This is a genomic window from Streptomyces sp. NPDC005955 (genome assembly GCF_042871255.1).
Lineage (GTDB): Bacteria > Actinomycetota > Actinomycetes > Streptomycetales > Streptomycetaceae > Streptomyces.
Map to the genome: position 1 here is coordinate 65,765 of NZ_JBIAIF010000015.1, position 22,134 is coordinate 87,898.

Sequence of the window (22,134 nt, forward strand, 5' to 3'; positions counted from 1 at the left end):
GCGGGCGTCGGGCGGGACCGCCCGAACGCTTCCCGGACGACCCGCCCAGGACCCTGGAGGACCTGTGAATCCGTCTGCCGGCAGGGGCCGCGCCGCCCTCTTCCTCTCCGTCGCGGGGCTCCTGCCCGCGGTGCTCGCCACGGCGCCCGGAGCGCACGCCGCGTCCCGGGCCCCCGGGACGACGTACTACGTCGACGCCTCGTCCGGCAACGACGGCAACAGCGGTACGCGGGCCACCACCCCGTGGAAGTCCCTGGCCCGGGTCAACTCCGCCGCCCTCGCCCCGGGAGACACCGTCGCCTTCCGGCGCGGACGGACCTGGACCGGGTCACTGCTGCTCACGTCCAGCGGTACGCCGACCGCACCCCTCACCGTCACCGCGTACGGAGACCGCTCCGCCGCCCTCCCGGTCGTCGGCGGTCAGGTGTCCGAGTGCGTACGCGTCACCGGGGCCCACTGGCGCATCGGTTCGCTGCGCGCCTCCGGCTGCCTCTGGGCGGGTTTCGAGATCCGCGGCAGCCACACCACCCTGACCGCGGTGCAGGCCGACGACAACGTCGCCGGGATCTCCATCGCGGACACCGCCCATCACAACACCGTGCGCGACAGCACCCTCGTCGACAACAACAAGATGAGCGTGAACACCCCGGGCGGCTGGGACGATTCGGGGGCGTTCGGCGTCCTGCTGAACGGCGACGACAACCTCGTGACCCACAATCTGATCACGGGCTCCCGGGCCGTCAGTCACGACTTCGGGCACGACGGCGCCGCGGTCGAGGTCTTCAACGGCGACCGCAACCGCGTCGAGTACAACACCGCCCGTGACAACGAGACCTTCACCGAACTCGGCAGGGGACCGGGCAGGACGGCGGACGGCAACGTCTTCGCGTTCAACGCCGTCACCTCGGTGCACCCGGCCAGTGCCTTCCTGGTGACCCGGGGAGCGGGGACCGGCGAGGGGCCGGTCAACGGCACCCGGGCGCTGAACAACTCGGTCGACCTGCCGGGGCCCCAGGCGCAGGGCTGGGTCTGCTACGCGGGCTGCTCCCCGGACGTCCTCACCCTGCGGAACAACGCCATCAGGGCGGGCGGGAAGACCGGTTACGAGGACGGGCTCGGGGCGGACGAGGACGCGGGCGTGTACGCCGGAGCACAGACGCAGTTCCTGCTCGGCCCGCGCTCGGTGCAGGCCGATCCGGCGTTCGTCTCGGCCTCCGACCTCCGGCTGACCGGGGGGAGCCCGGCGATCGGCCGCGGGGTTCCGGTCGAGTACACGACCGACATCGTGGGCGACCCCGTGTCGAGCACGGCACCGGACGCGGGCGCGTACCAGTTCGCGCCCTGAACCCGCCCCGCCGTGCGTTCGGGAGGTCCCCGGACGCGCGGGGGCCACGCGCGCGGGACTTCAGTCCGTGGCCTCTATCCGGAAGAGCTGGCTGGCCTCCCCCGTGCAGGTCTCCTGGACGACCTCCGCGCCGGAGACGGTGCGTCCCGCCCTGATGCCCAGACACCGGTCGGTGCTGACGACGCGTACCCGGTGGCCGTCCGTCCCCGAGGTTGATGCCGGTTCGAAGCGGAACTGCTGGGACGTGCGGTCCTCCTGGCAACTCGGCCAGGGTTCGAGCATGCCTCGGACCACGTGCTTCTCCGCCGTCAGCACGGTCAGACAGCCCTTGCCGAGCACGGGGTGGTGCCACTGGATGTAGTGGCGGTCACCGGTGACCCGTTCCACGTACGTCTGTGGTGGTTCGGCTTCCGTGCACGGCCGTTGGACAGCGACAGCGCTGTGGTACCGACGCTCGTGGTCGCGTCCCTCCGTGACGCACAGGTCCGGTGAACGGGCCGGGCGGATGCGCACCCAACCGTCACGGAACACCGTCGTGTCCCGGACCTCCGCCCCTTCGCCCCGGGCGCCGAAGAACAGCCCTCCCGTTCCCGGAGACCACAGGGTGGCCACGGCGAAGAACACGAGGAACGCGGGCGGCACGAGGCGGCGCTGCCACGCGGCGGCGATGCGCAGCCGCCCCGCCGGCGAGGGGGCGCGCTCCGGGCTGCGCCCGCCGCTGCGCGGCTCGTCGGCCCGCGGTTCCTCGTCGCACGACCCGTCGGTGACGCGGTCGGCCAGCCGTTGCCTGGTCCGCAGCCATGACCCGACCTCCGCGCCCCGCCCGCAGGTGTGGAGGTAGGCCGCGAGCATCTCCGGTCGCGGTAGCGAGTCCCGCTTGAGCGCATCGGCGAGGGTGCTGCGGGCGAGCACGTGCCCGTGCTCCGCCGCCTTCTCCTCCAACTGCCGGTAGGTCAGACCCGAGTGTTCCTTGAGCTGTCGCAGCAGCGCCATGAACTCGGCCGAGCTGCGCACTTCGTGCGGCTGTCGGGGCGACGGGGCAGGCGGCATGGTCAGCATGCTGTACGGGACGCTCCCGCCGGCCAACACCAAATCCCGTCATCCTCCGGGTGTCCGAAGCCTCACCCGTCGCACGCGTGGCGAACCCGGTGACGACAGCCCGGTCCGACGTGGTCCTCCGGGAGCCTCGGTAACGTGACCACGTACCGCAGGGAACGCCCCTGCGGCCGGCCGTTCCGAACGAGGGCTGCCGGCGGAGAGCGACGAGGTGGCGATGAGCGGACCGACGAAGCCCGAGGTCGAGGTGCCCGAGGGGGCCGCTCCCACCGAGCTGACCCTCCGGGACCTGGTCGTCGGTGACGGGGCCGAGGCGAAGCCGGGCAGGGTGGTGCGGGTCCACTACGTCGGAGTCGCCTTCGCGTCCGGGAAGGAGTTCGACACCTCCTGGGACCGGGGCGAGCCGTTCAAGTTCGCCGTGGGTGGGGGCCGGGCCATCAAGGGCCTGGACCGGGGGGTGCGGGGGATGAAGGTCGGCGGCCGGCGCGAGATCGTCGTTCCCCCGCGCCTCGGCTACGGCAAGCAGTCGCCCTCGCCCTTGATCCCGGCGAACTCCACCCTGGTGTTCGTGGTCGACCTGCTTTCGGTCTGAGGCAGGCGCGTTGCCCTCGGCCGGGAAGCGGACAGGGCTGCGTACGGCCGGCCTCCCGGGCCGTCGGCGTGGTCCCGTCACCACCCGCGCATAGGGCCGGCGGCACGGGCGGCCCCGGACGCGGCGACCCGACCGGCCCGGCCCGACCCGGCCACCCGGAACGCCTCCCGCACCTGATTTCCCCCCGTTTCGAACCAGCGATCGAAAAATCGCGACGCCTACGCTTATGATCGTCCGCAGCAAGGCCGTAGCGCAGAGGTCGTCGCGCCCACGCATCGAGCTGGAGGACGTCGGTTCGAATCCGACCGGTCTTGCGCCTACTTGATGTCGACGCGGACGCCGGGCCCCGGCGAAAGACCGGTGGAGTGGTGATGGACCAGCCGACAACGCCCGTACGCTGCCCCGCGATCGAGCATCCCGATCTGCCGCTCGCCGACCCCGCGCTGCTCACACCGCTGATGGCCCGACTCGCCGACGCCCGGCCCGTCGCCGAGGACGAGGCGTTCCCGCTGGGCACCCTGCGCGCCGACGGCCGGGTGGACCTGTGCAAGCAGGGGCTCGGCCCCGAGGGCGCGGCGCGCCTGCTGCCCGTGGCCGCGGGCTCCCCGCACGCCACGCACCTGCTGCTCGGCACCAACTCGCTGGGAGACGAGGGCGCGCGGTCCGTCACCGGCGCCCTGGCCGCCGCACGGGACGCCGGGACCGCACACGGCATCCGGACCCTGTACCTCGGCTGCAACCGCATCGGCCCGGCCGGCGTCACCGCACTCGCGGACGGGCTCGCCGAGGACACCTCGGTGCGCGCCCTGTGGCTCAAGCGGAACCCGGTGACGGTGTCCGGCGCCCGCACCCTCGCCGCACTGCTGCGCCGCAACAGCACGCTGCGCACCCTGGACCTGGTCAACTCCGGGATCGGACCCGAGGGCGTACGGATCCTCCTCGACGCCCTCCTCGACCGTGGGGCGCCGCTCGAACGGCTCTTCCTCGGGGGCAACGGACTGACCGCCTCCGACGCCCCGCTGCTGGCCGCCCTGGTGCGCGACGCCGGTGTCCGCGAGCTCTACCTGACGGCCAACCACCTCGGCGACGAGGGCACCGCCACCCTGACCGCCGCCACTGACCCGGCCCGGCCCGTACGGCTCGGCCTGGGCGGCAACGGCATCGGCCCCGCCGGAGCCCGCGCCCTCGCCGACGCCCTCGACGGCATCGAGACCCTCGACCTGGGCCGGGCCATGTCGGAGCGCAGCCTCGGCTCACCCGGCAACACCACCGGCGACGACGGCGCCCGGACGCTGGCCGCCGCCCTGCCCGGAAGCCCGCTGCGCCGTCTCGAACTACGGCACACCGGCATCACCGGCCGGGGCGCCAAGAGCCTGCTCGCCGCGCTCCCCGACGGACACCGCCTCGAATACGTGGGCCTCGGCCCCGGCACCCCCCGCCGCCTCAAGCGGTCCCTCACCGAAAGGCTGCGGCCCGCCCTGCCGACCCACCCCGACCTGCGGGCGATCGGGAGCGTGTACCGGTGACCGCGCGTCCCGTCCCGCCCGGCGGCCTCTCCCCCGAGGACGCCTCCTCCTGGGCCCGCGTCCGCCGCTACGCCGTGCCCCGCTGGATGATCGAACAGGCCACCCGGGCGCGGGAGGCCGGCGACTGGCGGGCCGCCTGCGCCGTGGCGGCGGTGGACGTACCCGACGGCCTCGACCCCGAGCGGATCGCCGACCGGTACGGCACCGACGTGGCCGCCCGCGTCGCCGACGACCTGCGGCACCTGGCACCCGACCTGCTGCGCTGGCACCTCCCGCGCACGCTGGGCGGCCACACCACCCTCGCCTGCTGCCGCCGCGTCGTGCTCGCCGCGTACGGCGACGGCGGCTGCGTCCTGTCGCTGACGAACACCCCGATGCTGGCCGGGCCGCAGCGGCTCCGCCTGCACCTCGGCCCGGCCGTCGCGCCCGACGACGACGCACTCCACGGACTCCAGTACTACACGGAGGACTGGACCGTCGCCCGCCGCTTCTGGGACGCCCGCCGCACCGGCGAACTGCGCCGGAGCGCGGGCGCCCTCGACGCCTTCGATCCCGTTCCCCCGGGCCGGCTGCCGTTCCTCCACCTCGACGGCACGCCCCGCACCCCCGAGGAACTCCCGGACGAGCACCCCGGCAGCACCGACCCAGCCGCCCTCGCGGAGTGGATCGCGGTCCTCCAGGCACGCGGCGAGCACACCGAGGCGTACGCCGCCGCCGGACTCGCCCTCGACCTCACCCCGCCGCCGCAGGGCCCCCGCGCCCGCCGGCAACTCGACGTCGCCCAGCTCGCCTCGCTCATCGCCACCGACCTCACCCGCCTCGCCCCCGAGCTGCGCCTCCTCGCCCGCGCGGGCCGCGGGACGCGCTTCCGCCTCCCCGTGGAGTGGCGCGGCCACCTCCGGGTCGCACTCGACCCGGCCGACCCCGACCGCGCCCCGCTGCGCGTCACGGGCCACGAACGGGACGAGGGGGACGACAGTCCGCCCTTGCCCTCGTACGTCTGGCAGCGGCTGCCCGACATCGGTCTGCTCCGGGCCGGCCGGATACGGCCCGAGGAACTGCACCCGTTGGTCGCCGCCTCGCTGTTCCCGCACGCCGGCCCCGTGACCGGCCCGCCCGGCCCGCGGATGCCCGAACCCGTCAGGGTCCGCTGCGGCGGCGCCTGGCACGAGGTCGTGTCGCGCGACGGCGTGCTGGCGGGCCCGCACACCGAACAGGAACGGCAGCGCGAGCTGGCGCTGCGCGCCTTCGGCGGCACCATCAGCGGCTGCTTCGCCACGCAGGTCACGTGGACCAGCGGCGAGGGACGGCTGCCGAAGGCCCTGCGGGAGCAGCGCAACGCCCTGTTCCTGCACGCCCAGCACGGCGACACGCCCGCCGTGACGGCACTCCTCGACGCCGGCACGGACCCGCACGTCCGCGACCGCAAGGGCCGCGGGCTGCTGCACGCCCTCCGCCTCCTCGACCACCGCGCGTTGCTGCCGCGGCTGCTGGCCGCCGGGCTGGACCTGGAGGCGAAGGACGAGGCGCACCGCACCCCGCTCCAGAGCGCCGTCCACGAGGGCGGTTCCGCCGACCTGGTCAGGGACCTGCTCGCCGCCGGCGCCAAGATCGACGTCATCGACGAGATGGAGCTGTCCCTCGCCCAGGTCATCCGCCGCTACGAGCGGACCGACCTGGCGTTCCTGCGCCTGCGCGTGCTCCAGGAGCACCCGGGCATCGGATCCGACTGGTTCGACAGCCACTTGGACGAGCGGTACGCCGCCGACTCCGACGTGGAGGCCGACTGGGACGAGGAGGAGCCGGAGGAGGACGAGGCCACGGCTGCGGACTCCTCCGGGAGCCGGACCGAGGACCGCACCGCCGGCGACCCCGCGGCAGACGACGAGGACGTGCACCCGTGACCGCTCCCGCCCCCGTACCCGCAGCCCTCGCGGCCGCCGACGAGCTCAACGACCGCCTGGGTACCACGAGGACCGAACCGGCCACCAACCCCCAGCTGGAAGCCCTCGCCCTGGCGGTGACGGCGAACCAGCCCGTGCTGCTGTGGGGCGAGCCGGGCATCGGCAAGTCCGCCGGCATGGAACAGCTCGCCGACGCCCTCGGCGTCCACCTGGAGACCGTCGTCGCCAGCGTCCACGAACCGTCCGACTTCGCCGGACTCCCGATCGTCGGCGACGACCCGGCCGGCTCGGGCGTGCCGATGGCGCCGCCGGACTGGGCGGTCCGGCTCGCCCGCACCGGACACGGCCTGCTGTTCTTCGACGAACTGTCCTCGGCACCGCCGGCCGTGCAGGCCGCCCTGCTCCGCGTGGTCCTCGAACGCCGGGTGGGCAGCCTGACGCTCCCCACGTCGGTGCGCATCGTCGCCGCCGCCAACCCGCCCTCCAGCGCCGCCGACGGCTGGCACCTCAGCCCGCCGCTCGCCAACCGCTTCGTGCACCTCGACTGGACGCACGACCCGCGTACCGTGGCCCGCGGCATGGCCGGCACCTGGCCCGAAACCGCCCTGCCGACGGTGGAGCGGGGACGCGTGTCCGGTTCGGTCGCCCGCGCCCGGGGCGTCATCAGCGGCTTCCTGACCGCCCGTCCGGGCCTCGCGCACCACATGCCGAAGGAGGCCGAGGGCCGCGGCCGCGCCTGGCCCTCCCCCCGCACCTGGGAGATGGCCCTGCGGCTGCTGGCCGCCGGATACGCCTCGGGCGCCGGGCGCGAGGCACGGGCCACCGCGCTGATGGGCGCCGTCGGCGAGGCCGCCGGCATCGAGCTCCTCTCCTACCTGGAGAACCTGGACCTGCCCGACCCCGACCGGGTGCTCGCCGACCCGTCGGCCTTCGCCCTGCCCGAACGCGGCGACCGCCAGTTGGCGTTCCTCATCGCCGTGGTCGCCGCCGTGCAGAGCGAACCGACCCGCACCCGTTGGGAAGCGGGCTGGGAGGTCCTCGCCAAGGCGGTGGACGCCGGAGTGCCCGACGTGGCGGCCCGGGCGGCCGGCGACCTCGCCGCGATGCGCGAACCGCACTGGACCATCCCGCCCGGCATCGACGCCTTCCTCGAACTGCTCCAGCTCGCCGGCGCGCTGCCGGGCGCGCGCTGACCGGCAGCGCACCGTGCCCCCCGCACCCGGCGGCGGCCTCGACCGCGCCAAGCTGCTGGCCGCCCGCTACCAGGCGGCCGAGGCCCGCCCGTACCTCGCCTCCGCCCTGTACGCCCTCACCGTCGTTCCGTCGGAGCGGGTCAGCACGATGGCGGTGGACCGGTACTGGCGCTGCTACGTCGCGCCCGCCTTCGTCGACGCGACCCCCGTCGAGGAACTGGCCGGGGTGTGGATCCACGAGGCGGCCCACCTGTTGCGCGACCACCACGGCCGCGCCGACCGGCTGCCGGCCGCGGACCTGCGCGACCGCCTCCGGGTCAACATCGCGCAGGACTGCGAGATCAACGACGACCTCATCGCCGACGGCCTGCGGCTGCCCGCCGGACGCATGGAACCGCAGTTGTTCGGGCTGCCGGCAGGGCGGCTCTTCGAGGAGTACCTGCGGGACGTCCCGGCCTCGCCCCCGCACCCGTGGGACTGCGGGTCGGGGTCCCACGGCGTCCCCGCCCCGTGGGACCTGGGCGAGCACGCCGGCGCCGGCACGGCCGGTGTCGGCCCGGTGGAGTCCGAGGCCCTGCGCCGCCAGACCGCCCAGGCGGTCCGCGCCCACGCACGGTCCCGGGGAACGGTCCCGGCGGGCTGGCGGCGTTGGGCGGAAGAGCTCCTGGAACCCACCGTCGACTGGCGCAAGGCGCTCACCGGCGCCGTCCGGGAAGCCGCGACATGGGCGGGCGGCGCGGTCGACTACACCTACCGCCGCCCCTCGCGCCGCACCCCCGCCCTCGGCGGCCGGGTGGTGCTGCCGAGCCTGCGCCGGCCCCTGCCCCGCGTGGCCATCGTGGTCGACACCTCCGGCTCGATGGGCGAGGACGACCTCGCCGCCGCCCTCGCCGAGGTCTCGGGCGTCCTGCGCGAGGTGGGCGTGGGCGGCAACCGGGTCGCCGTCCTCGCCTGCGACGCGGACGTGCAGGCCGTCGCCCGGGTGACCGCCGTCGACCAGGTCGAACTCGCGGGCGGCGGCGGTACCGACATGACCGTCGGCATCCGTACGGCACTCGCCGCCCAGGACCCGCCGAACATCGTCGTCGTCCTCACCGACGGCTACACCCCCTGGCCTGCGGAACCCGTCTCCGCCCGCCTGATCGTCGCCCTCATCGGCGAGGACCCGCCCCAGCCCCCGCCCTGGGCGGAAACCGTACGCATCCCCAACCCCGCCTGACGTGCGCGCTGGTCCCGGGCAGTGGGGGGCAACGGCGCGACCGCTTTCGATCATTCAACATCTGACGTTGCGCTCGGGTTCATGCCGCGTGCACGAGGGGCCTCGACCGTGAGTCCCGGCCCGCTCCGCACCGTGAGCGGGCCGTGGACGCAGGTGGTTGACGGAGGTCACTGATGGTCAGGCGTCGTGAACTGCTCGGGATGGTCGGCGCGACCGTCGGAGCGGGAGTACTGGCAACGGGCGCGGCCGAGGCCGCCCCCCGGGGTGGGCGGAAGCACGGTGGGCCCTCACACCGCAAGCTCAAGGTCATGCAGTTCAACATCTGGCTCGGCGGCAGCCGGGTGCCGGGCGGCCCGGCCGGTATCGCCGACACGATCGCCGCGGTCGGACCGGACGTGGTGATGCTCAGCGAGTCGAACCCGGAGCGGGTGGCCCGTCTCCTGGCCGATCTCGCCGACCGGGGGCTGACCTACTTCGACAACGAGAACCCGGTCGATCCCGCGGTGATCTCGCGCTACCCGATCATCGAGCACGCCTCGTTCCCCTCCTGGTCGAAGGCGGTGCTCTCGGTCGACGGCACCGAGGTCGCGGCCTACTCCGGGCACTTGGAGTACCGCTACTACGTCACCTACCTGCCGCGTGGCTACGGGGGCGGCACCCCGTCGCCCCTGGAGACCTCCGAGTACGGCTGGGGCGAGATCCCGACCGGTCCGATCACCGACGTCGGTCTGATCACCCGGCTCAACACGGCCTCGGGACGCACGAAGGCGACGAGGACGGTGCTCGCGGATGCCGCGGAGGAACGGGCCAGGGGCCGGCTGACGCTGCTGGCCGGTGACTTCAACGAGCCCTCGCACCGGGACTGGAACCGTCGGACCCGCAACCTGTTCGACCACAACGGCGCCGTCGTCCCGTGGTCGACGACGAAGGCGATCGAGGACGCCGGTTTCCGCGACAGCTACCGCGTGATCCACCCGGACCCCGTCCGCAGGCCGGGCTTCACCTGGCCGAGTGACAACCCGGGCGTGGACGTCGGTCAACTCACCTGGGCGCCGAAGGCCGACGAGCGGGACCGGATCGACTTCGTCTTCTACCACCCGGACCGGCGGATCCGGCTGCTCGACAGCGTCATCGTCGGGCCGTCCAGCACCATCGTGCGCAACGAGCGGGTCGAGGAGTCGGGCAGGGACAGGTTCTGGGAGCCCACCTGGACCTGGCCGACCGACCACAAGGCCGTCCTCAGCACCTTCCGGCTCACCACGCGCTGAACGGGTTCCCGCCCCGGTCCGGCCCTGCGCCGTCGCGCCCCGGCGTTCGTCAGCGACGCGCAGGGGCAGCGGGCCCGTTGACCCACCGGTGCAGCGCGGCGACGGCCTCCGTGCGGTGGTCGGGGGCCAGGCCCGCGATGGTGACGTGGTGGTTGCCGCCCTCGACCCACCGCACGCACGCGTCGCGGGCACCGGGGCGGAACGGCTCGGCGACGGACGGGTCGTGGGTGCCGTTGACGAAGAGCATCCGACGGGCGCGCCGCCGCACCCAGCGGTCGACGTCGGGCATGGCCTCGGCGTCGAAGTGCATCGGGACGGTCCGCGGCACGAAGTTGCGGGGTTCGATGGCGTCCGGGTGCTTCAGCAGTCCGTCCAGATGATCGGTGGGCACGGTCAGGTAGCCCATCTGGGTGCCGAGTTGGTACCAGTAGGGAATGAAGTTCCGGGCCGTGGAGTCGGCGTAGACGGGCAGGGCCGCGGTCCTCGACAGCCAGGCGTAGAGCGCGTCGTCGGAGGCGTCCGGGCCGGGGACGGCGGCGTCGTCCGCGGGGGTGCGGCGCTGCCAGAACATGAACGGGGCCCGCAGGACGGCGGTCTCGAAGGCCTGGTCGGCGCTGCCGATGATGCGGAAGGTGTCGTGGGTGGCGGCGGCCCACGCCTCGTAGCGGGCGACCAGGTGCGTGCGGCGCAGCAGTACCTCCCGCTGCGCCGCCTTCAGGGCGTCGCGGGTGGCTGAGGGGCCCACGTGTTCCAGGAACCGCACATAGGCGGAGTCCTCGTGGTCGTCGACGTTGTTCGGGGCGGAGTAGGCGACGGTGCCGTCCACGTCGTGGGGGTGGAAGCGGCGGTGGTACACACTGGCCATGCCGCCCTTGCTGCCGCCGGTGGATATCCACGCGCCGGGGTAGATCCGGCGGAAGAGCCGGACCACTCGGTGGTGGTCATCGGCGGCTTGACGGATCGTCAGATGGGTGTAGTCGTCGACCGTCGGACGCGAGGTGCCGAAGAAGCGGTGTTCGACGCCGAGTTGGTTCCCGCTCAGGAGGACCGTCGGTTCGGTCCGCCGCGGGATGAGCGGCACTTCGTAGCCGGTGCTGAAGAGGATCGTGGGGCGGTCGGCGGCGGTGTGGAGCAGGGTGAGGCGCTGTTCGAAGGTCCCGGCCCCCGGGTCGCCGTGGTCGACCGGCTGGCGCAGACCGAGCACGAAGAAGCGGTACCCCGGCTCGGCGCCCGGCCGCTCTTCGATGACGCGCAGGCCCGGGAGCGCCCGCAGGGCGTCCATGACCTCATCGGTCTTCGCGCGGGGCCGGCCCGCCGCCCGGGCCGGCACGGCGGCCAGGCCCGCCGCTGAAGCCACTGAAGCCGCTGATGCGGCGGAGGCGAGGAGGCCCCGTCTCGTGAGGTGCATGTGTGTGTCCCCTCCGTTGCTGACCTCCTCATTCCATCGGCCGGCGGGCCCCGGAGGATCCCCCGGGCGAGGGAACGGCCTCCCTCTGCCGGGGGAGACTTCGCCGCCCCGGGCAAGGACGGGATCACCTGGCGCGAACCGCTCGCACACCGGGCCGGGGTGAGCGATCCGGCCCGCCACCGCCCAGGGCGGCATCGACTCCACCCCGCGGCAGTTCCCGGACGAAGGCGGTGGCGCCCGGCTCGCCGCTCGGGGTCAGGGTCACCGCCCCGGCTGCGCACAACCCAAGGCCGGCGGCCGACCGCAGCGCTTCCCGGCCCGGGTCGGCCGTACCGGTCGTCGCGCCGACGCCCGCGGTGTCATCCGTCCAGTCGGATCCGGATGCCCACCGAACGCTCGGAGCCGCCGCGCAGCCTGCTGCCGAGCAGTCCGATTCGGGCGACCAGCCCGTACTTCCGCTTCATCAGACCGGTGACGTGCGCGCTCTCGTCGGGCGCCAGCACCTCGGCGAAGCCGGGTGTCGAAGCGCCGAGCGGCCTACCCCGTACGTCGCAGGGGCCGACCGAGACCCGACCGCCGTTGCGGATCCGCTTCACCTTCCCGGAGTCCGCCGCGCTCCAGACCGCCAGCGTCTGACCGTCGAGCATGACCCAGACCGGGGTGGGCACTGCCCTGCCGTCCCTGCGGAAGGTGGTGAGGAGCAGGTACTTGCCGGCAGCCAACTCACGGAGGACCGCGTCGATATGCGTCATGGCCATAGGGTAACTGGTTAGTCAATTAGACTGCCGCCGGCACGGCCGACGGATGTGAACGACGCACCTGAAGGGAATCCCCATGGGCAGGTTCATCTGGAGCGTGCTGGCCGGCTTCGCGATCGGTACGCCCGCGGTCCCCTTCGGCCTCTCGCTCTCCCTGCCCGGACCGGTGGCGCTCCTCGCGGTGCTGTTGGGCTCCGCCTGCTGCGTGGTCTTCGCGGTGGTCGCCATGGGACGGGCCCGGTTGCACTGGCAGTCCTGGCGGGCTCGCCGGACGTCGTCGTCCGCGGTACGGGCGGGCTCGGCGCCGGGCACGCCCTCCGACGGTGCGCCGGTCCGGACGGCCGTGCGCGATCGACTCTCCGGCACCGCGGGGCGGCGTGCGCGCCGGATCTTCGAACGGTACGGCGTGGTGGGCTTCGGCATCGTCGGCCCCGCCCTCTTCGGCACCTGGGGCTCGTCCCTGCTCGGCGCCGCGCTGGGCATTCCCCGCTGGCGCCTGATCCGCTGGCTGATGGCCGGGGTCACCCTGTGGTGCACCGTCATGCTGTTCGCTTCGGATGCGGCTTTCGACGCCTTCGGAATCGGATGACCGGCCTGTGCACGGGGTCGTCCACGGCGCGGCGTCGACGGGTCGGCCCCCCACTACGATGACCCGTATGTCCCGAGCCGAAGCCACCAAGACGCGTATCCTGCGGGCCGCCACCGACGAGTTCGCCGCGCACGGCATCGCCGGAGCCCGGGTGGACCGGATCGCCAAGGCGGCGTCGGCCAACAAGAACCTCATCTACGTGTACTTCTGCAGCAAGGACCGGCTCTTCGACGCGGTCTACGACGCCCATGTCACCCACGGCCTGCACACGGTTGCCTTCACCGCCGACGACCTCCCCGGCTATGCGGGGCGCCTCTTCGACTACGGCCAAGAGCACCCCGAGGTCATCCGGCTCGCCGTCTGGCACCGCCTGGAGCGCGGCGACGGTCCGGACCCGGCAGCCGCGGCACCGACACGCGACGCCGAGTTGGCGGCGCTCGCCGCAGTACAGAAGGACGAAGGCATCGGCGCCGCCTTCTCGCCCACCGCGCTGCTCACCCTCGTCCAGGGCCTCGCCCTCGCATGGAACCCCAGCAACGCCACCGGCATGCCCGCCGCCGCGATGGCAGCGGAGGGCACCGACGAGCGCCGCCGCTCGATCGTCGAGGCCGTGCGCCGCCTCCTGTGAGCCGGTCCGCGAGACTCCTGGAGGCTGCGGGCACTCTCGATCCGGCGCCGTCCCACCAGGAGCCCCGTCCTGCTCAGACCCGTACGACGCGCTCCCCCACCGACCGGCTGGAGAAGCCCAGCGTGCTAGCTCACGACGTGGCGACGTCGCCCGGCAGGGCGTTCACCGCGTCCGTGATCTCGGCGAAGTAGATGTCGCAGCTGCCGGAGCCGCCGAGATGGGAGCCGCCGCTGATGACCCCCTTGGCCCACATGTGGCCGCTGGAATCCACGCTGTGGATCGGCCCTCCGGAGTCGCCGCGGGCAGTGCACGTGCCGTCCACCGTTCGGCATGCAGTGTCCGCCCGTCAGCATGCCGTGGTAGCCGCCGGGGATCCGCCAGGAGAACGCGGTGCTGCACTGCCATCTGGGGCCGGAGTAGTACGCCCCTCCGATGAAGGGCTGCGGTCATCGGCGCGGCCTCCGGGTACGCGAGCTGCGGCGCGTCGGCGTCGGCCGTCAGCTGGATCGCGATCCTTTCCGCCCCGTACTTCGCGCAGAAGCCGGAAGGATCCCCAACGTAAGAGCCATGACCGCAGTTGTCGCCCATAACGGCTTCCTGTACGACACGTCGGCCTCAACCGAGAGGAACCGATAGCAACCGGGCAAGTGGACGTCCCGAGTTCCCCGGGCGCGACCACCTCGTTGGCGCCGTCGCCGCCGTCCGCGCGAGCATCCCCGGTGTCGCCGACGGAGACCCGTTCCGCCCCGCCGCCGGTCAGGCCGCGACGAGCCCCTGGTCACGGTCCGGCCTCTTGGCCTTCGGCTTCCTGTTGGGCAGGGACAGCCGGACGACCTTGCACCACGCGGAGAACACCTGCTTGGGCAGCGGCCCGGTGACGTACTCCAGCTCGTACTTCTCGAACAGTGCGCGCACCTTCACCGCGACCTCGGCGTACCGGTTGCTCGGCAGGTCCGGGAACAGGTGGTGCTCGATCTGGTGCGACAGGTTGCCGGTCATGAAGTGCATGGCCCTGCTGCCGCTGATGTTCGCCGAGCCCATCATCTGGCGCAGGTACCACTGGCCGCGCGTCTCGTTCTTGATCGACCGGCGCTCGAAGACCTGGACGCCCTCGGGGAAGTGCCCGCACATGATCACCGAGTGGGACCAGATGTTGCGGACCAGGTTCGCGGTGAAGGTGGCGGCGAGCGTGGGGAGGAACGACGGACCCGACAGCAGCGGATGGATCACGTAGTCCTTGAGCACCTGCTTGCGGATCTTGCGGCCCACGGCCTTGGCCCGCGCGCGGAACGCCGGGTCCTTGCGGCGGCGCTTGCTCAGGTTCCTGCCGAGCTCCAGGTCGTACGCGGCGATGCCGTACTCGAAGAAGCAGGCGTTGATGAAGTTCCACAGCGGCTGGCCGAGGTGGAACGGGTGCCACCTCTGGTCCTCGTCGACGCGCATGATGCCGTAGCCGAGGTCGTTGTCCTTGCCGATCACGTTGGTGTACGTGTGGTGCAGTTCGTTGTGCGAGTGCTTCCACTGCTCGGCCGGCGAGACGTGGTCCCACTCCCAGGTGGTGGAGTGGATCTTCGGGTCCCGCATCCAGTCCCACTGCCCGTGCAGGACGTTGTGGCCGATCTCCATGTTGTCCATGATCTTCGCCACGGACAGGCCGATGGTGCCGACCACCCACGCGGGCGGGAAGAGGGAGAACAGCAGCACGCCCCGGCTGACCAGTTCGAGCCTGCGCTGCGCCGAGATGACCTTGCGGATGTAGGCGGCGTCCTTCTCGCCGCGGCTGGCGATCACCTCGTCGCGGATCGCGTCCAGCTCGCGGCCGAGCTCCTCTATCTGCTCTGCGGTCAGGTGGGCGGTGGGGTCGATGGCGGTCAAGGTGGGTTCCTACCGTTCGATGTCGCAGGGGCCCGCCGCGGCGGACACGCAGGTCTGGATGAGGACGCCCGGCTCGGACTCGGTGATCTCGCCGGTGCGCAGGTCACGGACGGCGCCCGCCTTGAGCGGCGTGACGCAGCCGAAGCAGATGCCCATGCGGCACCCGGAGGGCATGAGCACGCCGGCCTCCTCGCCGACGTCCAGCAACGGCGTGGCGCCGTCCGCGTCGACGGTCTTGCCGGTGGTGCTGAACGTGACCTCGCCACCGTCACCGACGACGGCGAGGGCGGTGCGGAAGCGTTCGGTGTGCAGGCGCTCGGGTACGCCGTGCTCGGCCCAGTGCCCTTCGGCGGCGTCGAGCAGGCCCGCGGGCCCGCAAGCCCAGGTCTCGCGCTCGGCCCAGTCGGGCACCAGGTCGTCGAGACGGGCGACGTCGAGCGTGCCGTCCGTGTCGGTGTGCACCTCGGTGAGACGCAGCTTCCCGTCCGCGACCAGATCGTGCAGGTCGTCGCGGAAGATCACGTCTTGCGGCCGTGGCGCGCAGTGGACCATGACGACGTCGTCGAACTCGGTGTCGCGCAGCATGCCCATCACCGGCGTGATGCCGCTGCCGGCCGTCAGATAGAGCACCTTGGCGGGCTTGGCCTCCGGCAGCACGAAGTCACCGGTCGCCTGGTCGAGCTGGATCAGCGTGCCTGCTTCCGTCCTGCGGACCAGATGGTTGCTGACCTTGCCGTCCGGGATCGCCTTCACGGTGATCGTGACGCGGCCGTCCCGACGGTCCGTCGGCGAGGTGATGGAGTAGGCACGCCACAGGCGCACCCCGTCGACGTCGATCCCGATCCGCACGTACTGACCGGCCGTGTGGCCGCGCCAGCCCCGTCCGGGCCTGATCACGATGGTCGCGGCGTCACCCGTCTCGGGATGCACGGCCTCGATGCGCCCCCGCAGGTCTGCGCCCGCACGCAGCGGGCTGACCAGGTCGAGGTAGTCCGACGGCAAAAGCGGCGTCGTCACCATCTCCAGCAGTTTCCACGCCCTACTGCGGAGGGCTGCACTCGTCATGGCTCCAGCTTGATGCGCCTCCGGGCGTAAAGTCTTACCCGTAGGACGTGAATCTAGCCGGCCGGATTGTTCGCAGGGAACAAAACATGGGGTATGTCATCAGGAGGGCCACCGAGCTGGCCCTCGATGAGACGACGGTCACCGCGCTGCGGGCCGCGCTGAAGGGCACTGCCGACGAGGTCGTCCAGGCGATCATCGACGAGGTCCCGCCGTACGCCAACGCGCTGTCGGGCCGCATGGGCGGCACCATCCGCCGAGCCGTCCGCACCGCCCTGGGGCACTACCTGGACCTCGCGAGCGGGAACGCCATGGCCGGCGACGCCGGTGACGCGGCCTACGAGCTGGGCCGCGGCGAGGTGCGCGACGGCCGGTCGATGGACGCCCTGCTCAGCGCCTACCGCGTCGGCGCCCGCGTGGCCTGGCGATGCCTGGCGGCGGGTGCCGTACCCGCGGGTCTGCCCGCCGCCGAGGTCGCCAAGTTCGCCGAGCTGACCTTCGCCTACATCGACGAGCTCTCCGCCGCGAGTGCTGCGGGCCACGCCGACGAACTGGCCGCCCGGGGTCGGGCCCACGAGCGCCACCTGGAACACCTGGCGCGTGACCTCCTCGCCGACGCGAGCCCGGACGTGCTGCTGGCCTCCGCCCAACGGGCGGCCTGGCAGCCTCCGGTTTCGCTGACCGCGGTCCTGCTGCCCGCCGCCCAGGCCCGGCCCGCCTACCGTGCGCTCGACCCGAACACCCTCGTCCTCGACGATCTGCCGGACGCCACCGGTGTGCTGCTCGTCCCCGACGCCGACCGGTCCCACCTCTTGAACCAGCTGACCGACCGCACCGCCGTGGTCGGCCCGGCCCGGCCGTGGATCCGGGCGTCCGCCTCGTACGCACGAGCCGCCCGCGCCCGCTCCCTCTCCTCCGACGTGCGCGACACCGAGGACCACCTGCCCGAGCTGGTGCTGAGCGCCGACGCGGACGCGTTCGCCGACCTGCGCGCCCGGGCCCTCGCACCGTTGCGGACCGTGCCGGCCATGACGGCACGGCGGCTGGAGGAGACGTTGCGGGCGTGGCTGCTGCACCAGGGCAGACGGGAGGAGGTGGCGGCGGCGTTGTTCGTCCACCCCCAGACGGTCCGGTACCGGATGGCGCAGCTGCGGGAGCTGTTCCCGGATCTCGCATCGCCGCACCGGGTGCTCGAACTGACGCTGGCGGTCGGACTGCAGGGCGACCGACTCACCGCGCTGGTGGCCCGGGGTGGTGTTCGAGGATGAGGGTGCGGTCGTCCCGGTGGTCGGACTGGCCGGTGACGGGGACGATGCGGTGCCGCAGGCCGGGGTGGGAGCCGTGCAGGGTCCTGAGCAGGTGGTCCAGGCCGGGGTACGGGGTGCCGTCGGTGCTGTTGAGGGGGTGGAGCCGGACCTGTCGGGCGACCCGCAGGAGTTCGGTGACGGCGGCGAGGTGGAAGGCCGTGTCGAAGTGCTCCGGGTAGGTGAAGAGGAGGAACCCGGATACGGCGAGGGCGAAGTGGTGGTCGGGGAAGGGCAGCGCCGGAAGGCCGGCGGCGAGGTAGCGGCCGGTGCCTTCCCGTCGGTCGGCCGTGTAGTCAGCGAGGAATCGCGCCGACGTCCGGCGCCACGACGGTGCCTGCTCCCAGACGCCGTCCGGTGTGAGGGGGAACCGGCCGGGCTGGGCGGAGGTCCAGGCGACGACGCGCCGGTGCTCGGCCTCCAGGACCAGGGCGAGTTCCGCGGGCCGCAGCCCGTAACAGGGATCCACCGCGGTGGCGGCGATTCCCCGTCCGCGCAGTGTCGCGGTGAAATCACTGGCACCACCGGGACAGTCCAGCACCGGCCCGATGCGCAGGTCGGTGTCGGTGAGGGCGAACTGGGCGAGGTACTGCGCGTGGGGCCGGGAGCTGATGAGGACGTCGCCCAACCGAGCTCCCCCACGCGGGCCTCGGCCTGCTCCGGTGGGGTTCATGCTCCCGTTCCCGTCGCCGTGCCGTCCTGACCGGCGGTGGGGCCCCCGGGGCCGCCGCCGGTCAGGACGGCGGCGATCCGCTCGGAGGCGGGATTGAGGTAGGCCGGGTCGATCCGTACGTCGATCAGGACGACACCGCTGCCGCTCCGCGCGGGGACGGCGTGCCGCAGCAGCGGGAGTTGGGCGGTGCCGGCGATCGTGTGCCCGACGGCGCCCAGGGACCGGGCGAGTGAGGCCAGGTCGGGTGCGGGATGGTCGGCGTGCGCGGTCGGCCGGCCGGAACGGGCCAGGTTGTGGCGCTCCTGCGCGAAGCCCTGGTCGTTGAGGACCACGACGGTCAGATCGAGTCCGTAGCGCACCGCGGTGTGCAGATCGGCCAGGCCCATCATCAGCTCTCCGTCCCCGGTGACGTGGAAGACCCGCTCCCCCGGGCGGGCGAAGCAGGCGCCGATCGCCACGGCCAGCGCCTGGCCGATCGCCCCGAAGTCGGCGCTGACCATGGCGAAGTCGTGGGGCCCGGTGGCGCCCAGGGTCTGGCACGCGCCCAGCGCCGCGTGCCCGCCACCGATCACCACCGGGCGTTCGGCGGGCAGGGCCGCGGCGAGTTCGGCGACCGCCCGCATCGGGTGAACGGGCCCGTCACGGCCGGCGACCGGCCAAGGCGATGTCGTGTCGCCCGCCCTGACCGGAGCGCGGGGCCTCGGAGTCCGCGGCGGTGGGGGCGGCGGGCCCAGAAGTACGGTGAGCGCCTCGACTCCGAGGGCGGCATCGCAGGCCGCGACGATTCCACCGGTACCGGGGCGGGGAGCGGTGTCGACACGGATCAGCCGCCCGGCCGCCGCCAAGGCGGCCGGGCGGCTGCCCGCCAGTGGGTGCAGGCTGGTGCCGACCGCGAGGAGCAGATCGGCCTCGGCCAGTGCCGCGTCCGCCCGCCCGTCGCCCAGTCCGCCCACCATCCCCGTGTCGAGGCCGTGGCCGGCGAACAGGCCCGCTGCGGGCAGGGTGGTCGCGAGCGACGCTCCGAGACGCTCGCCCAGCAGCTTCAGCGCCGTGCCGGCGCGCACGCCGCCCCGGCCGGCCAGGACCACCGGCCGGGCGGCACCGCGCAGCCGCCCGGCCGCCTCGCGGAGGGCGGCCTCCGCGTCGGCGCTCGGCGGCGCGCTCCCGTGCTGCTCCGGTGGCCACAGGCGCACCGGCGGGAGCCCTCCGGGGATCGGGGCCGGCTGGACGTCGACCGGGAGGTTCAGGGTGAACGGGCCGCCCCGGTGCAGCACTCGACGGGCCTCGGCCAGCGCACCGGCCAGGCCCTCGGGGGCGTCCACCCGGGCTGAGGCCCCGCCGCAGACGCGCGCGAACACGTCCTGCTCGAACCACTGCGGACTGCGGTCGTGGGCCGTCGCGGTGTCGCCGGCGAGGAGCAGCACCGCGGAGCCGCGCGCCCGGGCCACGGCCAGGGCCGTGGCGGCATTGGTGACCCCCGGGCCGGCCGTCACCGTCGCCACCCCGAGTCCGCCTCCGAAGCGGGCGTAGCCGTCGGCCATGGACACGACCCCGGCCTCGTGCCGCCCGTGCACCACCCGGACACCGTCCTGGTCGGCCAGAGCACAGATCAGCTCCTGGTTCGCACCGCCCATCAGGGCGAACACCGTCAGCGGCGCCCCCTGCCCGGCCAGTGCTCCGACCACCGCATCACGAACACACCCGGTCATCAGAGGATCCCTCGGTCGAAGCCGCCGTGGACAAGGGCACCGCACCCTCCGGCACCCGCTTCATGCATGCACCCGTCGCTGCCCAGAATCGCCATGCGGACTGACGCAGGGTTCCGGACGCACCGCCGAGGATGTCAGGAGTACGGTCTCCTGCGTCTCTGCCGGGCTTCCTCGGGGGTGTGGAGGTGCCGCTCCGGGTCGTCGCCGTCCGAGGAGGGAGGGAGCGAAAGACCTGTGGCGTCGACGGCCTTGAGGAGGTTGTTGCGGTCGGCGAGCCCCCACTCGTGCCGGCGGGCGAGCCGGGCGAGTCGGGCGTCGGGTTCGAAGGCGACCGGGTGGGTGGTGCGGTGGAAGACCTCGGCGTCGCTGATGAGCCGGCTTCCGTCCACACCTGGGGATCGGGTGCGCCAGCCAGGCATGTCAACCTCTCCTGCTTACCAAGGCCCCGTACTCGTCTCGGACGCCTCCAACAGCCTTGATCTCGCCCTCCAGCAGGATTTCGCTGATACGCCCAAAGCCCCACGCATAGGGTGGGAGGCACCTTCGAACTTCATCCCACAGTAAGGGTGTTGACCGTATGGATGAGCAACACCCAGACCCCGAGGACCAACACGATTCCGCCGGGTCACCCTCACAGTCAGCATCCGCCCCTCCCCCAGTACCACCTCGGCCCGCAGGACACCCGCCCGCCCCCACGCTCCCGCCCCTCCCGGTGGGCCACCCGCAGGCGATGGTTCTTCGTCGCAGAGCCGTAGGCCTGACCACCGGAATCCCGCATGCCGTGGGCTTGACATTCATGCTGCTTGTCGAGCGCGCCGAGAACACGGCCTCCGACAAGGAGATAGAAGGCATCGTGGACGTGCATCTCCGCCTCGGGGAGCACCGCTGGATGGATTTCGTCTCCGACCTCACCACCACCCTGACCTTCGACCACCACTGGCCCTTCCTCTGGGTATCCGTCCTGATCGCCATCCTCATTCGCCTCAACCCGGCAGGCCCTCCCAAGCTTCAGCTCGCGCTGTCCGCAGCAACCGCGTCCTACTGCGTACTGATCTCCATCGCCGGGCTGGCCTACCTGCTGCAACTGGGATGGTGGATCCTCCTCGCCGTAGGCGCGGCGGGCGCCTTCATCCGACTTGTCACCAGACACTGAAGCGAAACCTCTCGGGGCCGCCAGCTTGCTGAATAGCACCCGCGCCACCAGCGGGGACGACGCAGCCATGGTCCAGGCCCGGGACCGAGGTCGCCGTGTGGCGATGGTTGCCGGCCAGCCGCTGCGGTTGAGGCGGCAGGTGCCGTCCGCGCAGCGTCAGGGCTGGTCGATCTGCGCGGCGGCCTCCTCCAGGTCGGCGACGGCCCCCGACATGATCGTCCGTACATTTCTGGTGATGTGCTGCACGGGCCAGTCCCACCACGCCACGGCGAGGAGCCGGGCGATGTCCGCAGCGTCGTAGCGGGTACGGATGAGTTGGGCGGGGTTACCTCCGACGATGCCGTAGTCGGGGACGTCGCCGGTGACCACGGCGCCGGCGGCGATGATCGCGCCGTGACCGATGCGTACACCGGGCATGACCGTGGCTCCGTGGCCGAACCACACGTCGTTGCCGACGACCGTGTCGCCCCGGCCGGGTAGGTCGGTGATCAGGTCGAAGTGCTCAGCCCAGGAGCCCCCCATGGTGGGGAACGGGAAGGTGGAGGGACCGTCCATGCGGTGGTTGGCGCCGTTCATGATGAACCGGATGCCCGTCCCCAGCGCGCAGTACTTGCCGATGACGAGCCGCTCGGGACCGTAGTGGTACAGGACGTTGCGCGTCTCGAACACGGTCGGGTCGTCCGGATCGTCGTAGTAGGAGAAGGCGCCGACCTCGATCAGCGGCGACTGCACCAACGGCTTGAGCAGAACCACGCGCGGGTGCTCGGGCATCGGGTGGAGCACAGTGGGGTCGGCGGGAACGGGCGGCATCGCGAAGACGGTTCCTCTCTCACAGACCTAGAGCGACATCTGTCGCGTTAAAATGCTGGCAC

At 72.7% G+C, this 22,134-nt stretch carries 21 protein-coding genes and 1 pseudogene; 12 read left to right on the forward strand and 10 right to left on the reverse strand.

All coding sequences use genetic code 11. The features are described 5' to 3' along the window. Positions 1 to 64: 64 nt before the first annotated feature. Positions 65 to 1,345, forward strand: coding sequence for a hypothetical protein (locus ACFYOU_RS28400; protein ID WP_391309503.1), 1,281 nt, complete (start codon positions 65 to 67; stop codon positions 1,343 to 1,345). 60 nt (positions 1,346 to 1,405) lie between these two features. On the opposite strand, the gene ACFYOU_RS28405 is transcribed toward ACFYOU_RS28400, so the two are convergent. Beyond that, positions 1,406 to 2,395: an RICIN domain-containing protein gene (locus ACFYOU_RS28405; RefSeq protein WP_391309506.1), complete on the reverse strand. Its 990-nt coding sequence runs from the start codon at positions 2,393 to 2,395 to the stop codon at positions 1,406 to 1,408. A gap of 223 nt (positions 2,396 to 2,618) precedes the next feature. Between ACFYOU_RS28405 and ACFYOU_RS28410 the strand changes: the two genes are divergently transcribed. From ACFYOU_RS28410 to ACFYOU_RS28440, 7 genes and pseudogenes are all read left to right on the forward strand, one after another. Further along, complete coding sequence (locus ACFYOU_RS28410; RefSeq protein ID WP_391309508.1) at positions 2,619 to 2,993, forward strand: FKBP-type peptidyl-prolyl cis-trans isomerase; 375 nt, start codon at positions 2,619 to 2,621, stop codon at positions 2,991 to 2,993. A 241-nt stretch (positions 2,994 to 3,234) separates the two neighbouring features. Continuing rightward, positions 3,235 to 3,307, forward strand: a pseudogene (locus ACFYOU_RS28415). 57 nt (positions 3,308 to 3,364) lie between these two features. Continuing rightward, positions 3,365 to 4,519: a gala protein gene (locus ACFYOU_RS28420; RefSeq protein ID WP_391309509.1), complete on the forward strand. Its 1,155-nt coding sequence runs from the start codon at positions 3,365 to 3,367 to the stop codon at positions 4,517 to 4,519. Continuing rightward, positions 4,516 to 6,423: an ankyrin repeat domain-containing protein gene (locus tag ACFYOU_RS28425; protein ID WP_391309511.1), complete on the forward strand. Its 1,908-nt coding sequence runs from the start codon at positions 4,516 to 4,518 to the stop codon at positions 6,421 to 6,423. Before ACFYOU_RS28420 ends, ACFYOU_RS28425 begins: the two co-directional genes overlap by 4 nt. Continuing rightward, entirely contained in the window at positions 6,420 to 7,616 is a 1,197-nt protein-coding gene (locus tag ACFYOU_RS28430) for an AAA family ATPase (RefSeq protein ID WP_391309513.1), read from the forward strand. The genes ACFYOU_RS28425 and ACFYOU_RS28430 overlap by 4 nt, the downstream gene beginning before the upstream one ends. A 13-nt stretch (positions 7,617 to 7,629) precedes the next feature. Beyond that, positions 7,630 to 8,835, forward strand: coding sequence for a VWA-like domain-containing protein (locus ACFYOU_RS28435; protein WP_391309515.1), 1,206 nt, complete (start codon positions 7,630 to 7,632; stop codon positions 8,833 to 8,835). Positions 8,836 to 9,008: 173 nt separating this feature from the next. Continuing rightward, entirely contained in the window at positions 9,009 to 10,103 is a 1,095-nt protein-coding gene (locus ACFYOU_RS28440) for an endonuclease/exonuclease/phosphatase family protein (RefSeq protein ID WP_391309516.1), read from the forward strand. A 49-nt stretch (positions 10,104 to 10,152) separates the two neighbouring features. Here ACFYOU_RS28440 and ACFYOU_RS28445 read toward each other — a convergent pair whose 3' ends face one another. Together ACFYOU_RS28445 and ACFYOU_RS28450 are read right to left on the reverse strand one after the other, a co-directional pair. Continuing rightward, positions 10,153 to 11,511, reverse strand: a complete 1,359-nt coding sequence (locus ACFYOU_RS28445; protein WP_391309518.1) for a S28 family serine protease — start codon at positions 11,509 to 11,511, stop codon at positions 10,153 to 10,155. 359 nt (positions 11,512 to 11,870) lie between these two features. Then, positions 11,871 to 12,263 (reverse strand): PPOX class F420-dependent oxidoreductase, encoded by a 393-nt coding sequence (locus ACFYOU_RS28450; RefSeq protein ID WP_391309520.1) that lies wholly within the window; start codon positions 12,261 to 12,263, stop codon positions 11,871 to 11,873. Positions 12,264 to 12,345: 82 nt separating this feature from the next. Between ACFYOU_RS28450 and ACFYOU_RS28455 the strand changes: the two genes are divergently transcribed. Both ACFYOU_RS28455 and ACFYOU_RS28460 read left to right on the forward strand, forming a co-directional pair. After that, complete coding sequence (locus ACFYOU_RS28455; RefSeq protein WP_391309521.1) at positions 12,346 to 12,858, forward strand: hypothetical protein; 513 nt, start codon at positions 12,346 to 12,348, stop codon at positions 12,856 to 12,858. 67 nt (positions 12,859 to 12,925) lie between these two features. Continuing rightward, entirely contained in the window at positions 12,926 to 13,486 is a 561-nt protein-coding gene (locus ACFYOU_RS28460) for a TetR family transcriptional regulator (RefSeq protein WP_391309523.1), read from the forward strand. Between the two features lie 130 nt (positions 13,487 to 13,616). Here ACFYOU_RS28460 and ACFYOU_RS28465 read toward each other — a convergent pair whose 3' ends face one another. The 3 genes from ACFYOU_RS28465 to ACFYOU_RS28475 form a co-directional block, all read right to left on the reverse strand. Next, positions 13,617 to 13,757 (reverse strand): hypothetical protein, encoded by a 141-nt coding sequence (locus tag ACFYOU_RS28465; RefSeq protein WP_391309525.1) that lies wholly within the window; start codon positions 13,755 to 13,757, stop codon positions 13,617 to 13,619. A 485-nt stretch (positions 13,758 to 14,242) separates the two neighbouring features. Beyond that, on the reverse strand, positions 14,243 to 15,361 hold the full coding sequence (locus ACFYOU_RS28470) for a fatty acid desaturase family protein (RefSeq protein WP_389768084.1): 1,119 nt from the start codon (positions 15,359 to 15,361) through the stop codon (positions 14,243 to 14,245). Between the two features lie 9 nt (positions 15,362 to 15,370). Next, positions 15,371 to 16,426: an FAD-binding oxidoreductase gene (locus tag ACFYOU_RS28475; RefSeq protein ID WP_391309527.1), complete on the reverse strand. Its 1,056-nt coding sequence runs from the start codon at positions 16,424 to 16,426 to the stop codon at positions 15,371 to 15,373. Positions 16,427 to 16,512: 86 nt separating this feature from the next. Here ACFYOU_RS28475 and ACFYOU_RS28480 point away from each other — a divergent pair, with 86 nt between their 5' ends. After that, positions 16,513 to 17,691: a helix-turn-helix domain-containing protein gene (locus tag ACFYOU_RS28480; RefSeq protein WP_391309528.1), complete on the forward strand. Its 1,179-nt coding sequence runs from the start codon at positions 16,513 to 16,515 to the stop codon at positions 17,689 to 17,691. Here the strand turns inward: ACFYOU_RS28480 and ACFYOU_RS28485 are convergent. The 3 genes from ACFYOU_RS28485 to ACFYOU_RS28495 form a co-directional block, all read right to left on the reverse strand. After that, positions 17,654 to 18,355, reverse strand: coding sequence for a hypothetical protein (locus tag ACFYOU_RS28485; protein ID WP_391309529.1), 702 nt, complete (start codon positions 18,353 to 18,355; stop codon positions 17,654 to 17,656). The genes ACFYOU_RS28480 and ACFYOU_RS28485 overlap by 38 nt on opposite strands. Positions 18,356 to 18,396: 41 nt before the next feature. Then, the gene (locus ACFYOU_RS28490; protein ID WP_391309531.1) at positions 18,397 to 20,109 is read right to left on the reverse strand and encodes a thiamine pyrophosphate-dependent enzyme; all 1,713 of its coding nucleotides are present in this window, start codon (positions 20,107 to 20,109) and stop codon (positions 18,397 to 18,399) included. A gap of 134 nt (positions 20,110 to 20,243) precedes the next feature. Then, the gene (locus ACFYOU_RS28495; protein WP_391309533.1) at positions 20,244 to 20,498 is read right to left on the reverse strand and encodes a hypothetical protein; all 255 of its coding nucleotides are present in this window, start codon (positions 20,496 to 20,498) and stop codon (positions 20,244 to 20,246) included. A 407-nt stretch (positions 20,499 to 20,905) separates the two neighbouring features. Here ACFYOU_RS28495 and ACFYOU_RS28500 point away from each other — a divergent pair, with 407 nt between their 5' ends. Then, entirely contained in the window at positions 20,906 to 21,262 is a 357-nt protein-coding gene (locus ACFYOU_RS28500; protein ID WP_391309535.1) for a hypothetical protein, read from the forward strand. Positions 21,263 to 21,418: 156 nt separating this feature from the next. Here ACFYOU_RS28500 and ACFYOU_RS28505 read toward each other — a convergent pair whose 3' ends face one another. Further along, positions 21,419 to 22,072 (reverse strand): CatB-related O-acetyltransferase, encoded by a 654-nt coding sequence (locus ACFYOU_RS28505; RefSeq protein WP_391309537.1) that lies wholly within the window; start codon positions 22,070 to 22,072, stop codon positions 21,419 to 21,421. Between the last annotated feature and the right edge of the window lie 62 nt (positions 22,073 to 22,134).

Excerpts from the sequence above, each read along its gene's own strand:
- ACFYOU_RS28405 (WP_391309506.1), bottom strand. The coding sequence starts at position 2,395 with ATGCCGCCTGCCCCGTCGCCCCGACAGCCGCACGAAGTGCGCAGCTCG.
- ACFYOU_RS28410 (WP_391309508.1), top strand. The coding sequence starts at position 2,619 with ATGAGCGGACCGACGAAGCCCGAGGTCGAGGTGCCCGAGGGGGCCGCT.
- ACFYOU_RS28420 (WP_391309509.1), top strand. The coding sequence starts at position 3,365 with ATGGACCAGCCGACAACGCCCGTACGCTGCCCCGCGATCGAGCATCCC.
- ACFYOU_RS28440 (WP_391309516.1), top strand. The coding sequence starts at position 9,009 with ATGGTCAGGCGTCGTGAACTGCTCGGGATGGTCGGCGCGACCGTCGGA.
- ACFYOU_RS28445 (WP_391309518.1), bottom strand. The coding sequence starts at position 11,511 with ATGCACCTCACGAGACGGGGCCTCCTCGCCTCCGCCGCATCAGCGGCT.
- ACFYOU_RS28450 (WP_391309520.1), bottom strand. The coding sequence starts at position 12,263 with ATGACGCATATCGACGCGGTCCTCCGTGAGTTGGCTGCCGGCAAGTAC.
- ACFYOU_RS28455 (WP_391309521.1), top strand. The coding sequence starts at position 12,346 with ATGGGCAGGTTCATCTGGAGCGTGCTGGCCGGCTTCGCGATCGGTACG.
- ACFYOU_RS28460 (WP_391309523.1), top strand. The coding sequence starts at position 12,926 with ATGTCCCGAGCCGAAGCCACCAAGACGCGTATCCTGCGGGCCGCCACC.
- ACFYOU_RS28475 (WP_391309527.1), bottom strand. The coding sequence starts at position 16,426 with ATGACGAGTGCAGCCCTCCGCAGTAGGGCGTGGAAACTGCTGGAGATG.
- ACFYOU_RS28480 (WP_391309528.1), top strand. The coding sequence starts at position 16,513 with ATGGGGTATGTCATCAGGAGGGCCACCGAGCTGGCCCTCGATGAGACG.
- ACFYOU_RS28490 (WP_391309531.1), bottom strand. The coding sequence starts at position 20,109 with ATGACCGGGTGTGTTCGTGATGCGGTGGTCGGAGCACTGGCCGGGCAG.
- ACFYOU_RS28500 (WP_391309535.1), top strand. The coding sequence starts at position 20,906 with ATGCTGCTTGTCGAGCGCGCCGAGAACACGGCCTCCGACAAGGAGATA.
- ACFYOU_RS28505 (WP_391309537.1), bottom strand. The coding sequence starts at position 22,072 with ATGCCGCCCGTTCCCGCCGACCCCACTGTGCTCCACCCGATGCCCGAG.